This window comes from Mycobacterium sp. TH-M25, from assembly GCF_057473665.1.
Genome location: NZ_JBYCLA010000530.1, coordinates 1 through 12,716 on the forward strand (window position 1 = coordinate 1; position 12,716 = coordinate 12,716).

Below are 12,716 nucleotides of genomic sequence, written 5' to 3' on the forward strand. Positions count from 1 at the left end.
GATGCGCAACTCGCCCGAGGTGATATCTTCAAGTCCGGCAATCATATTCAGCGTCGTCGATTTTCCGCAGCCGGATGGGCCAACCAGAATGACGAACTCGCCCTCGGCAATGGTGAGGCTGAACTCCTGCACGGCCTGCGCGCCGTCGGGATAACTCTTGGTCACCCGGTCCAACACGATCTCGGCCATCGCTATCCCTTCACCGCACCCGACGTCAACCCCGCGACAATCCGTCGTTGGAAGACTAGAACAAACACGATAATCGGCACCGTGATCACCATCGCGCCGGCGGCTATCGACCCGGTCGGCTCCTCGAATTGCGAACTGCCGGTGAAGTTCGCGATCGCCACCGGCGCGGTGACCGCCGCCTTGGTAGCCGTCAGCGACAACGCCAGCAGCAGGTCGTTCCAGGCGAAGATGAACACCAGGATCGCCGTGGTGACGATTCCCGGCGCCGCCAGCGGCGCGATCACCTTGCGGAACGCCTGGGCCGTTGTCGCGCCGTCCATTCTCGCCGCCTTCTCCAGGTCCCACGGGATCTCCCGGAAGGACGCCGACAGCGTGTAGATCGACAGCGGCAACGCGAACGTAATGTACGGGATGATCAACCCGGGCCAGGTGTCGAACAACCCGATTCGGCGTTCGATGTTGAACAGCGGGGTGACCAGCGAGATAGCCGGGAACATCGAAATCAGCAACACCGCACCGATCAGCACCCGCTTTCCGGGGAACTCCAGTCGCGCCACCGCATACGCCGCCATCGCGCCGATCACCACCGCGATCAGCGTGGTGAGCACGCCGATTCCGACCGAGTTGATCAGCGCCGAACTGAAATAATTTCCGCGGAAAATTCCACGGTAGTTGTCCAAGGTCAGCGACGACGGAATCAGCTTGCCGTCCTTGACCGTTGACGTCGGCTTGAGCGAGAGGCTGAGAATCCACAGCACCGGGGTCAGCGCGTAGATCAGCACCAGGGCGTCGGCGACCACCCAGGTTGCGGCACGACGCGTGCCGATACGCCTAGCGCGCATCGCCGCCACCGGGTGCGGCGGCGCCGAACGCCTTGACGAACAGCAACGCGATCAGCGTCGCGCAGCAGAAGATCAGCACCGAAATCGCTGATCCGAGTCCGACATTGAAGCCTTTGAACAAATTGTCGTAGCCCAGAATCGACACCGATCCGGTATTGCCGGTGCCACCGGTCAGCACGTAGATGCTGTCGAAGATCCGGAAGGCGTCCAGGGTGCGGAACAACAGCGCCACCAGTATCGCCGGCCTGATCAGCGGCAGCGTGATCGAGATCAGCCTCCGCCAGGCGCCGGCCCCGTCCACCTCGGCGGCCTTCAGCAGATCCGCCGGCACCAGCGCCAAGCCGGCCAACAGCAGCAGCGACATGAACGGCGTGGTCTTCCACACCTCGGCAAGGACCACCACGCCCAGCGACGAAACCGGATGGGCCAGAGGCGCAGTGCCGTGCGGTAGCAGGTTTGCCAGGTATCCGGTGCCCGGTGTCCACGCGTAGAACCAGCTGTAGGACGCGACGACCGTCACGATGCCGTACGGAATGAGCACCGCGGTGCGGACCAGTCCTTTGCCGACCAACGTGCGATGCATCGCCAGCGCCAACGCCAGGCCGAGCACGAACTCGACCGACACCGAGGTAGCCGTAATAGCCAGCGTGACAGCCAATGCCAGCCACCAGTAGCGGTCGGTCAGGCTCGTCTGATAGTTGCCCAGGCCGACGAACCGGGTCTCGCTCGGCGCGGTCAAGATGTTGCGCTGCAGGCTTAGCCACACCGCATACCCGATCGGATATGCCGTGACGGCCGCCAGCAGCAGCGCGGCGGGCGCGACCAGGACAAAGGCGAGGCGCCGCTCTGCATCGTCGCCGCTCATGGGAGTAAGCCCTTGCCATCCAACGCTTTGCGCACCTGCACCGCGAGTTCGTCGACGGTCTTCGCCGGATCGATCCGGGTGATCGGAGCCAGCGTTGCGGCGATCCGGGTCGACACCGCCTGGTAGGCCGGCGTGGCAAGCCGCACCGCGGGGTCGGCGAGTTGCCGACGGATGATGTCATACATCGGGTACTTCGCCTGGAACTGCGGGTCGTCGTACAGCGAGGCGCGCACGGCCGGCAGGCCGCCGTTCAGCGACAAGTATTTCTCGCTCGCCGGACTGCGCAGGCACCGGATCGCCTGGTACGCCTCGGCTGCGTGACGACTGGTCGCCGACACTGCGAGGTTCAGCCCGCCGATCGTCACCTTGGCCGGTTGTCCGGGTTGCACACGCGGATAGGGTGCGAAGCCGAAAACCTTTCGGCTGGCCTCATATGCCGCACGGAACTGTTGCTCGGTGGGCGTGAACGAGCCGACGTCGTTGATGCTGCCGGCCAGATCCGGGCGGCGGTTCAGCGGCAGGAACGGCACGCCGCCCTTCGCCGCGTTCTCCAGCATGGACGGCAGCGCGTAGGGCCAGTTGACTTCGAGAGCGGACCTGCCTTGCTCGAATGCCAACCGTGCCGAGCCGGCGTCGCTGCGCGTGACCGACGGGTCGGCACCCGGCGCGGTGGCCACCGACTTCATGATCCGCAGGGCCTTGACGGCCGCGGCCCGGTGTTCGGGAGTGTCGGCGAGGGTGACGGTGCGGCCGTCGTCGGACAGCACCTGGCCGCCCGCGCTTTCCAGCAACGTGTTGAACCACACCACCACCGCCTCGTTCTGGTTGGCCTGCACGCCGATCCAACTGGGTCCGCCCACTGCGTGCAACCGGGTCGCCTCGGCGATCATGGCATCCCAGGTCGCCGGCGGCGTGTCCATCAAATCGGGCCGATACCAGAGCAATTGGGTGTTGCTGGCGAAGGGTGCGGCATAGAGCCGGTGCCGCCACGTCGCGGTGGACAGCGGCCCGGCCAGCGTGTCGGTGCCGGCGTCGGCCTCCGCGCGGTGCGCGGGATCGTCGGACAGCGGCAGCACCCAGCCCGCCTCGGCGAACTCGGCCGTCCAGATCACGTCCATCGCGATGATGTCTATCGCGTGGTCGTCGGCGCTGAGCCGACGGGCCAACTGGATGCGCTGGTCATCGGTGGATCGCGGCAGGCTGAACTGCCGGACGGTGAACCGGCGGCCGAACTCACCGGAGCAACGGTCGGCCAGCTCGCTGAACGTCGCCCCGTCTCCCGCCGGGGTGTAGAGGCTGATCACCCGACCGTCGTCGCCGGAGCCACAGCCGCAGCCGGACAACAGCGACACGGCCGACATTGCGGCCAGCGCGAGGCCGCCCAACTGGCGACGCACGACTCAGATGGCCAGGCGGGCCAGCAGATCCCGGGCCTGCTCGGCGTTCTGCGGGTCGCAGAGAACGTCGTATCGGCCGGCCACCAACTGCAGCGTCGAGCTGAAGTCGCGGGTACCGCGCGCCATCGAATACGGAATCGCGGAGGTGATCAGCCCGAAGAACACACCAGCGACCAGTCCGGTGGTCAACGCCTCCACCGGATGCGGGTTGGAGAACAGCAGGGTGAGCATCAAGCCGATGAACAGACCCAACCAGGCGCCGCTGATGATGCCGCCGCCCAACACCTTTGGCCAGGTCAGCCGTCCGGTCACCCGCTCCACCTGCATCAGGTCGACGCCGACGATGGTGACCTGCTGCACCGGAAACTGCTGATCGGAGAGGTAGTCGACAGCTCGCTGGGCTTCAGCGTAGGTGGGGTACGACCCGACCGGCCAGCCTTTCGGCGGTGTCGGCAGTCCGGGAGCCCGCCGACTCCCGGACGGGGCGCCGCGGGTGGCGCCGGGAACCTGTCCTGGCTGGAATGGGCTGCTCATAAGTTCTATTGTGCGCTGTTCGCCGCGACCGGGGGCGGCCACCGTCAAACCGCGCGGCGCGCTCGCCTGATGACTCTGCGTCCACGGCGCAAAAGCGCGAGACGACGACGCCCTGAGCGCAGGATCAATGTCGGCGATCTAGGTAGGTTGAGACACATGACAGCTCCGGGCGGCGGCGACCCCTACCGCGATCAGTCGGGCCCGTGGCCGCCGTACCAGCACCCGCCGGTGGATCCGCAGCCGCCGCTGAACTACCCGGAGTACCCCCCGGCCCCGCCGTATCCGGGCCGGCAGCCGCCGCCTTACGGGGGCTATCCACCACCGCCGCCGCCGTACGGCTATCCGAGCCCACCGCCCTACCCGGGTCCCTACGACCCGTATTACCGCGGTTATCAGTCGCAGCGGACCAACAGCCTGGCCGTCGCGTCGCTGGTCACCTCGATCGCAGGCGTCGTCTTCGGGATTCCGCTGGCCGTCTTCTGCTTCGTAGGCTTACTGATTCCGGTCATCGGCGCGGTGCTGGGCGGCATCGCGCTCGGTCAGATCAAGCAGAGCGGCGAGCAGGGCCGCGGAATGGCGATCGCCGGGGTCGCGATCGGCGCCGCCGCCGCGACGTTACTCGTGCTGGTGCTGGTGGTGGTCACCGCCGCGGCGTTCCATTCGCCGACATTCATCCACTAGCCGGTCGGCGGTTCGAACGGCCGGCCCTGGCGCTGCATACCCGCCGCTCGTCCTTTCGCGGCAATCACCAAAGCCATCTTGCGGCTGGCCTCATCCAGCATCTCGTCGCCGAGCATCACCGCGCCCCGCGCGCCGCCGGCCGCCGAGGTGTGCCACTCGTAGGCCTCCAGGATCAGTTCCGCGTGATCGTAATCGGCTTGTCGCGGGCTGAAGATCTCGTTGCCGGCCGCGATCTGGTCGGGGTGAAGCACCCATTTGCCGTCGTAGCCCAATGCCGCCGACCGGCCCGCCACCCGCCGGAATGCCTCAGTGTCGCGCACTTTGAGGTACGGGCCGTCGATCGCGGCCTTACCGTGGGCGCGGGCGGCCACCAGGATGGTCATCAACACGTGGTGATACGCGTCGCCGACGTCGTAGCCCTCGGGCTGCTCGCCGACGACCAGCGTGCGGGTGTTCAGGTTCGCCATCAGGTCCGCCGGGCCGAGCACCAACGCCTGGACCCGTGGCACCGCGGCGATCGCGTCGATGTTCCTCAGCCCACGGGCGTCTTCGATCTGCGCGTCGATGCCGATCTCGCCAACCGGCAGTCCGTGCACCGTCTCCAGTTGGGTCAGCAGCAGGTCGAGCGCCTGGACATGGGAAACGTCAGAGACTTTCGGCAGCACCACCACGTCGAGCCTGGCGTCCGGTGCGGCGCCGACGGCGGCGACCACCTCGATGATGTCGGCGTGCGTCCACGGCGTGGTCCAGTCGTTGACCCGAACCCCGCGCAGCTGCCCGGCCCAACCGGGCGCGGCCAGCGCGGCGGCCACCCGGCCGCGGGCGTCGGCCTTGGCGCCCGCGGCGACGGCGTCCTCCAAGTCGAGGAAGACCTCGTCCGCGGGAAGTCCTTTGGACTTGTCGATCATCTTCTGGCTACTGCCCGGCACAGACAGGCACGTGCGGCGGGGCCGGTAGGCGTTGTTCACACCACACTCACCCCTCTTGCATACCCTGTGTACCTATGGCCTCGATCAACAGGGTGTACGCCGCGCGCCTGGCGCGCATGCAGGTCCTGGGCCCGATGGGCGAGGCCCTCGGCCGAGTTCGCGACGTCGTGGTCAGCATCAGCATCGTGCGCCAGCAACCCCGCGTGCTCGGGCTCGTCGTCGAAATGGCCTCGCGGCGAAGGATATTCGTTCCGATTCTGCGAGTCTCCGCGATCGAGCCGCAAGCGGTGACGCTGGCCACCAACAACGTCTCGATGCTGCGCTTCGAGCAGCGGCCCGGCGAAGTGCTGGTGCTGGGCCAGATCATCGACACCAAGGTGCGGGTCAACGATCCCGAGCTGCCGGAGCTGGCCGACACCGACGTCGTCGTGACCGACCTCGGCCTGGAACAGGCCCGGACCCGCGACTGGATGGTCACCCGGGTCTCGGTGCGGATGCCGCGACGCCTGGGCAGGCGCAGCAGCAGCCATATCGTCGGCTGGCGCAACGTGCAGGGGCTGACCCCGTCGGCGCTGGCCATGCCCGGCCAGGCCGTCGCGCAACTGCTACACCAGTTCGAGAAGTGGCGGCCGATCGAGGTGGCCGACGCCGTGCGTGAGCTGCCGGCCAAGCGGCGCTACGAGGTGGTCTCCGCGCTCGACAACGACCGGCTGGCCGACATCCTGCAGGAGCTGCCGGAAGAAGAACAGGCCGAGCTGCTGATGCAGCTGGGTGACGAACGCGCCACCGACGTCCTCGAAGAGATGGACCCAGACGATGCCGCCGACCTGCTCGGCACGATGGCGCCGACGCTGGCCGAGCGACTGCTGCGGCAGATGGACCCCGAGGAGTCCGACCCGGTGCGGCGGCTGTTGAAGCACTCGCCCGACACCGCGGGCGGGCTGATGACCCCGGAACCGGTCGTGTTGACGCCGGACACCTCGGTCGCCGAGGCACTGGCCCGGGTTCGCGATCCGGACCTGACGCCGGCGCTGTCGTCGCTGATTCTGGTGGTCCGCCCGCCCACGGCCACCCCGACCGGTCAGTACCTGGGCTGCGTGGCCCTGCAGCGGCTGCTGCGCGAACCCCCGTCGATGCTGGTCGGCGGTCTTGTCGACGCCGACCTGCCCTGGCTGGAGCCCGACACGTCGCTGGCCATGCTGACCCGCTACTTCGCCGCGTACAACCTGGTCTGCGGTCCCGTGGTCGATGCGCAGCATCATCTGCTGGGCGCGGTGACCGTGGACGACGTGCTCGACCATCTGCTGCCGCACGACTGGCGCGACACCACCGAGGAACCCGCGCTGGACGCCGCAGGAGGCCAGTCGTGAGCAAATCCGCGCCGCCGCGGTCGCGGCTGTCGACGCCGCGCATCTCGCGGGTGCCCACACCGCGACTGAACTCCGACGCCGTCGGCCAGTTCACCGAGTCGATCGCCCGTTTCTTCGGCACCGGAAGCTATCTGCTGATGCAGACCCTCGTGGTGCTGGTGTGGATCCTGCTGAACATCTTCGCGGTCACCCTGCGCTGGGACCCGTACCCGTTCATCCTGCTCAACCTCGCGTTTTCCACTCAGGCCGCCTACGCGGCGCCGCTGATTCTGCTGGCCCAGAACCGCCAGGAGAACCGGGACCGGGTCGCGCTGGAGCAGGACCGGCGGCGCGCCGCAGAGACCAAGGCCGACACCGAGTATCTGGCCCGCGAACTGGCGGCGCTGCGACTGGCGATCGGTGACGTCGTCAAGACCCGCGAGTATCTGCGCCGCGAACTGGAAGACCTGCACGGCCTGCTGGAAAGGCGGTTGGCCGAGGCCTCCGGTCCCGCCGATGACGACGCGGACCGACACGCCGCCTCGTCTAATTGACACAGCTGGGCAGAAGCGGTGTTTTGACAGGCAGAGACTCCGCAATTGTTGTCACTGGAGTCACCGGTGTTAGGTATGGTGACCTAGTTCACGAGGCTCACGCGGGACTAGGCAGGTCGAGTGCGGGGAGGGGGACGCATGGGCGCACGTCCGGCCCTTGCAACCATGCGGAGGCGGGTACTGCGCATGGCAAAAGCCCCGAAAGTGCCTGCGGCCGTTGTCCATACGGCGTCCACCGGTCGCGACGCTGCGACTCGCGGCATGCAGGCCACCCGAATCCCGGTGGCGCTGGCCGCGATCGCGGCGACTTCTCAGTCCGCCCGTCGCACTGTCCAGCACACTCTGACACGCACCGCGAGTTCGTCGGCGTTCGGAGTGGTGATGATCGCCTGCCTGATCTATCCGAGCGTCGAAGGCGCCGGCGCGCCGCCGTTCCCGCTGGCCAAATCGACCGTGCACGACGCCGCCATCACCCCGGTTGCCGCCGTCGCGCGAGCCTCTGGCGACCCGACCGGCCCGCTGGTGGTCGCCGTCACGCACCCCACGATCGGCTTCCACGTCGCCGAAGCCGCCGCGGCCGCTCCCCCGCCGACCGTCGTGGTGAGCAACCTAGGCGCACTGGGCATTCCGACGGTCGCGCTGACCGCGTACCGCAACGCCGAACGGATGATGGCGGTCTCCGACCCGGCCTGTGGCATCAGCTGGAATCTGCTGGCCGGGATCGGCCGTATCGAGTCCGGCCATGCCGGCGGCGGTGCCACCGACGCGCGCGGCACTGCGGTGCGGCCGATCTTCGGGCCGACGCTGGACGGCACGCTTCCGGGCAACGAGGTGGTGGTCCAGAGCGTCGCATCCGGACGCGTCAGCTACGCCCGCGCGATGGGGCCGATGCAGTTCCTGCCGGGCACCTGGGCGCGCTACGCCTCCGATGGCGACGGCGACGGGGTCGCCGATCCGCAGAACCTCTACGACGCCACGCTGGCCGCCGCCCGCTATCTGTGCAGCGGCCACCTGAACCTGCGCGACCAGTCGCAGGTGTTGTCGTCGATCCTGCGCTACAACAACTCGATGCCCTACGCCCAAAACGTGCTGGGCTGGGCCGCGGCCTACGCCACCGGCGTGGTGCCGGTCGATCTGCCGCCGCTTGTCGGGCCGGCGCCACCGCTGGGTGACGCCCACCTCGAGCACGCCGAAGGCCTCGGGCCCAACCTGCCGCTGAACATGCACGGACTGTCGTCGGCCGACCCGCTGGCCCGGATGCCGCTGATCGACCTCAGCGGAAACCCCGGTGACGGCCAACCGTGGTCGGCGCAGGGTCCGAGCGGCTACAACCCGTCGTGCACGGTGATCTGCATCGGGGAGCAGGCTCCGGGGCCCGCGCAGATCAACACGCCACCGCCGAGCGCTGTGGCGCCACCGGCGGCACCGGCTCCGTTCGGCATATTTCCACCGCCGGTTGCCCCACCGAACCCCTTCGCGCCCTTCGCGCCCTTCGCGCCACCGGCTGCTCCCCCGGCCTGACCGGCCGCCTCCGTACGCGCTCTAGACTCGGCAGTGATGTCCGATCCGACTGCACTCATTCGCGCCGCGCTGGCCAAGGTGATCGATCCCGAGCTGCGCCGCCCGATCACCGAACTCGGCATGGTCAAGGGTATCGAGGTGGGCCCCGACGGCGATGTGCACGTCGAGATCTACCTGACCACCGCCGCATGCCCGAAGAAGACCGAGATCAGCGACCGGGTCCGCCAAGCGGTCGCCGACGTGCCGGGCACCGGCACCGTCCGGGTCAGCCTCGACGTGATGAACGACGAGCAGCGCACCGAGTTGCGCAAACAGTTGCGCGGCGATTCCCGCGAACCGGTCATCCCGTTCGCCCAGCCGGCTTCGCTGACCCGGGTGTACGCCATCGCCTCCGGCAAAGGCGGCGTCGGCAAATCGACGGTGACGGTCAACCTGGCCGCGGCGATGGCCGCGCGTGGGCTTTCGGTCGGGCTGCTCGACGCCGATATCCACGGTCACTCGATTCCGCGGATGATGGGCACCACCGACCGGCCCACCCAAGTGGAGTCGATGATCCTGCCGCCGATCGCACACGAGGTGAAGGTCATCTCGATCGCGCAGTTCACCCGGGAGAACACCCCGGTGGTCTGGCGCGGGCCGATGCTGCACCGGGCGCTGCAGCAGTTCCTGGCCGACGTGTACTGGGGCGACCTGGACGTGCTGCTACTGGACCTGCCGCCAGGCACCGGTGACATCGCGATCTCGGTCGCTCAGCTGATCCCGAACGCCGAAATCATCGTCGTCACGACACCGCAACTGGCCGCGGCCGAGGTGGCCGAGCGGGCCGGCAGCATCGCCCTGCAGACCAAGCAACGGGTCGTCGGCGTGGTGGAGAACATGTCCGGGCTGTTGCTGCCGGACGGTTCGACGATGCAGGTGTTCGGCGCAGGTGGCGGCGCTCAGGTCGCCGAGCGACTGACCCGGGCCATGGGCGCCGACGTGCCACTGCTGGGCCAGATTCCGCTGGATCCCGCGCTGGTCGCCGCGGGGGACGCCGGCCTGCCGGTAGTGCTCAGCGCTCCCGACTCGCCCGTGGGCACCGAGCTGCAGCGGGTTGCCGACAGCCTGTCCGCCCGCCGCCGTGGATTGGCCGGCATGTCACTGGGATTGGACACCAGCCGGCGCTGAGCTCAGGTGGCGTCGGGGTCGAACGGCGCCGGCCCGCTGAACGGTTGCGGCGGTGGCGGTGGCGTGACCGGTTGGCGCGCAATATTGTCCGCGGGGCTGCCGATCTGATCGTCGAAGCTACGGAACAGCGAGTCGTCGCCGTCGAACAGATGCTTGGTCAAGGCCGCCCGCGGTGTCATGCCGCGCAGTTTCTGCAACTCCGACAGCGGCTCGCGCAGGTCGTCGAACTCCGGTCCGATGTCCTCGCGCAGCTGGGTCGTCATTCCGCTGAGGTAGTCGCGGGCCTGACGCAACGCGGTGGACGTCCACCGGATCGCGCCGGGCAGACGCTCGGGTCCCAGAACGACCAGGCCGACCACGATGAGGACCAGGATCTCGCCCCAGCCGACATTGGCGAACACTAGCCGCCGTCCGACCCCGGGGTCACCATGAGGGTGAGGTGTCGGCCGTCGCGGACCACCTCGATCGGGGCGGGCTGTCCAACAGTCAACTGCCGCACCGCGACCACGAACTCGTCGGCGTCGGCCACCTTACGGTTGCCGACCTTGACCACCACGTCGTTTTCCTTGATGCCACCCTTTTCCGCGGGGCCACCGGCTTTGACGTTGGCGACCTGGGCGCCCTGCGCGATCGCGTTGCTCACCGAGCGGGCACTCAGGCCCAGCGTCGGATGAACGATCTTGCCGTCCTTGATCAGCGCCTGCGCGACGACTTTCGCCTCGTTGACCGGGATCGCGAAACCCAGTCCGCTGGCGCTGTCGGACAGCGACTTGCCGGCGGTGTTGACGCCGATGACCTGAGAGTCCATGTCGATCAGCGGACCGCCGGAGTTTCCGTGGTTGATCGAGGCATCGGTCTGGATGGCATCGATGACGGTGTCGGTGTCGGAACCCTCGCCCGACAATGGAATTGGGCGATGCAATGCGCTGACGATGCCGTGCGTCACGGTGCTGCGCAGACCCAGCGGCGCACCGGCGGCCAGAACCTCGTCGCCGACGCGTACCTTGTCGGAGTCGCCGAGCCTGGCGACCGTCAGGTTGTTGACGTTGTCGACCTTGAGGACTGCCAGGTCGGTCTTGGGGTCGCGACCGACCAGGTGGGCGGGAACTTCCTTGCCGTCGTTGAAGACGACCGTGGTCTTGAATTGGCTCGGGCTGTTGGCCGCTTCGGAGATGACGTGGTTGTTGGTGACGATGTAACCGCGACCGTCGACCACGAAGCCCGAACCCTGCATGCCCTCCTGATCGCTGACCGACTGGATGGTTACCACCGAATCAGCCACTGCTGCAGCGACTTTAGCGAACCGGCCAGCTGGCGATTCGCTATTGTTGTTGGTCGACAGGGTCACCTTGGAGGTGGTGAAGGCCTCGACGACCTCGGCCGTCTTGCGCCCTACCACGCCACCGACCAACCCGATGAGCAACGCGAGCACGGCGAGCACCAGCAGCGCCAGATACGACACCCGGCCGCCGAACAGCACATCGCGCACCCCGAGCACATCCCGGCCCGCCACGGCGCCCTGGACCGCAGGCGTGACCGCCGGGTCACCCAGAGCGGCGGCAGCGCCGGGGTCGCGCCACGGGTCTTCGGGGTCTTCGATTTCGCCGTTGACTCGACCTGCTTCGAGGGCGCCCGCATCAGCGGGGTGACGCTGCAGGGAGTCGGCGCCCGGGAAGGGGCGGCCGAACGCCTCGGTCAGAACCGGGTCGGCGGGTGCGGTGTGCGGATTGAACTCAGCGGAGTCGCGGTACTTCGACGGGCGCACCCGGTCAGCGACAAACGAGCCCTGCACGCCGTCGGGCCGTCCGAAGGCCTGACCGGTCGCGGTATCGACGGGCGGGCGGGACACGGGACGCGGCGCCAACCGAGGGGCGCCGTTGTTGTCTTGATCGGAGCTCACGTCATCCTTTTCCGAGCGCTGAGCACACCAGCACCATGGATTCGAGCACGGCGCCGAGCACCGGCTTGGCCAAACTGGTCACCACCCTACCGAGGCTAATGGCGCTCGCGCCTGTTGCCGTCGGAGAACCGGCCGCGCATCGTCGTCGGCCGGCCACGATCTGGGGGCGGGCCACTGTTGCCGGGCGCACGGGGACCGGGCGCACGGGGGTCGGGCAGCTGGTGGTGGCGCTCGGTTTCGGCCTCGCCCTCGGGCGGGCCGTGCGGGATCTGCGAGAGCAGACCGAGCAGCGCGCTGGGGACTCTGATCGGGTTCGAATCGCGCAGCGCGGAGCGGGCCCGACGATGGCCTTCGACCTCGGCGGCGCAGTCCGGGCACAACGAGATGTGGTGGGCGGCCCGTAGATGCGCATTCATCCGCAACTCGCCGTCGACGAAGGCCGAGATCGCCTCAATCGACAGGTGCTCGGTGGAGCCGAATTGCCGCGGAGCGCCGACCGGCGCATCGCTCTGGGAGGCGAATTGGGCGGGAACCCAGGAGAAGGCCCGGCGGAACACGTGTCCCCGCTCGACCATCACCACCTCCTCTCGGCGTCGCTTCGCACCTTCTCGACACGAACGCGCGCGGCAGTAGCGCTCGCGAGGCGACCTTGCGCGGCTCTATCTCGAATGTAGCGCGCCGACCGATACGGGACCCTCTTCGACGGCCGATCAACCGGGCTGTGTCTTAGCCCCGGCTGCCCTCGGTCGCGATCGCGCCCTCGGAATGGGCGGCCAGAAAGTCGCGCA

Annotated in this window: 14 protein-coding genes; 5 read left to right on the plus strand and 9 right to left on the minus strand. The window is 68.2% G+C overall.

Translation table 11 applies throughout. The features are described 5' to 3' along the window. The 5 genes from AC2VOU_RS17735 to AC2VOU_RS17755 all read right to left on the minus strand — a co-directional run. Positions 1–189: ATP-binding cassette domain-containing protein (locus tag AC2VOU_RS17735; RefSeq protein WP_486958552.1), on the minus strand; the 189-nt coding region annotated here is incomplete at its 3' end. 2 nt (positions 190–191) lie between these two features. Beyond that, on the minus strand, positions 192–1,016 hold the full coding sequence (locus AC2VOU_RS17740) for a carbohydrate ABC transporter permease (RefSeq protein ID WP_486958563.1): 825 nt from the start codon (positions 1,014–1,016) through the stop codon (positions 192–194). 4 nt (positions 1,017–1,020) lie between these two features. Then, the gene (locus AC2VOU_RS17745; RefSeq protein WP_486958553.1) at positions 1,021–1,896 is read right to left on the minus strand and encodes a carbohydrate ABC transporter permease; all 876 of its coding nucleotides are present in this window, start codon (positions 1,894–1,896) and stop codon (positions 1,021–1,023) included. Beyond that, a complete protein-coding gene (locus tag AC2VOU_RS17750; protein ID WP_486958564.1) occupies positions 1,893–3,257 on the minus strand; it encodes an extracellular solute-binding protein in 1,365 nt (454 codons plus the stop codon). The genes AC2VOU_RS17745 and AC2VOU_RS17750 overlap by 4 nt, the downstream gene beginning before the upstream one ends. Before the next feature lie 39 nt (positions 3,258–3,296). Beyond that, positions 3,297–3,827, minus strand: coding sequence for a YflT domain-containing protein (locus tag AC2VOU_RS17755; RefSeq protein WP_486958554.1), 531 nt, complete (start codon positions 3,825–3,827; stop codon positions 3,297–3,299). A 156-nt stretch (positions 3,828–3,983) separates the two neighbouring features. Between AC2VOU_RS17755 and AC2VOU_RS17760 the strand changes: the two genes are divergently transcribed. Beyond that, positions 3,984–4,508, plus strand: coding sequence for a DUF4190 domain-containing protein (locus AC2VOU_RS17760; protein WP_486958555.1), 525 nt, complete (start codon positions 3,984–3,986; stop codon positions 4,506–4,508). Here the strand turns inward: AC2VOU_RS17760 and AC2VOU_RS17765 are convergent. Next, positions 4,505–5,476, minus strand: coding sequence for an HpcH/HpaI aldolase/citrate lyase family protein (locus AC2VOU_RS17765; RefSeq protein WP_486958556.1), 972 nt, complete (start codon positions 5,474–5,476; stop codon positions 4,505–4,507). The two genes, AC2VOU_RS17760 and AC2VOU_RS17765, sit on opposite strands and share 4 nt — an antisense overlap. 35 nt (positions 5,477–5,511) lie before the next feature. On the opposite strand from AC2VOU_RS17765, the gene AC2VOU_RS17770 reads away from it, so the two are divergent. The 4 genes from AC2VOU_RS17770 to AC2VOU_RS17785 all read left to right on the plus strand — a co-directional run bounded on the left by AC2VOU_RS17770 (position 5,512) and on the right by AC2VOU_RS17785 (position 10,028). Continuing rightward, complete coding sequence (locus AC2VOU_RS17770; RefSeq protein WP_486958557.1) at positions 5,512–6,807, plus strand: magnesium transporter MgtE N-terminal domain-containing protein; 1,296 nt, start codon at positions 5,512–5,514, stop codon at positions 6,805–6,807. Further along, on the plus strand, positions 6,804–7,340 hold the full coding sequence (locus tag AC2VOU_RS17775; RefSeq protein ID WP_486958558.1) for a DUF1003 domain-containing protein: 537 nt from the start codon (positions 6,804–6,806) through the stop codon (positions 7,338–7,340). Before AC2VOU_RS17770 ends, AC2VOU_RS17775 begins: the two co-directional genes overlap by 4 nt. 261 nt (positions 7,341–7,601) lie before the next feature. Continuing rightward, positions 7,602–8,861, plus strand: a complete 1,260-nt coding sequence (locus AC2VOU_RS17780; RefSeq protein ID WP_486958565.1) for a lytic transglycosylase domain-containing protein — start codon at positions 7,602–7,604, stop codon at positions 8,859–8,861. A gap of 36 nt (positions 8,862–8,897) precedes the next feature. Next, on the plus strand, positions 8,898–10,028 hold the full coding sequence (locus AC2VOU_RS17785; RefSeq protein ID WP_486958559.1) for an Mrp/NBP35 family ATP-binding protein: 1,131 nt from the start codon (positions 8,898–8,900) through the stop codon (positions 10,026–10,028). Between the two features lie 2 nt (positions 10,029–10,030). Here AC2VOU_RS17785 and tatB read toward each other — a convergent pair whose 3' ends face one another. The 3 genes from tatB to rseA all read right to left on the minus strand — a co-directional run bounded on the left by tatB (position 10,031) and on the right by rseA (position 12,503). Then, on the minus strand, positions 10,031–10,429 hold the full coding sequence (gene tatB / locus AC2VOU_RS17790) for a Sec-independent protein translocase protein TatB (RefSeq protein WP_486958560.1): 399 nt from the start codon (positions 10,427–10,429) through the stop codon (positions 10,031–10,033). Next, positions 10,429–11,928: a serine protease HtrA gene (gene htrA / locus AC2VOU_RS17795; RefSeq protein ID WP_486958561.1), complete on the minus strand. Its 1,500-nt coding sequence runs from the start codon at positions 11,926–11,928 to the stop codon at positions 10,429–10,431. The genes tatB and htrA overlap by 1 nt, the downstream gene beginning before the upstream one ends. Positions 11,929–12,023: 95 nt before the next feature. Continuing rightward, positions 12,024–12,503, minus strand: a complete 480-nt coding sequence (gene rseA / locus AC2VOU_RS17800; protein WP_486958562.1) for an anti-sigma E factor RseA — start codon at positions 12,501–12,503, stop codon at positions 12,024–12,026. Positions 12,504–12,716: the final 213 nt, after the last annotated feature.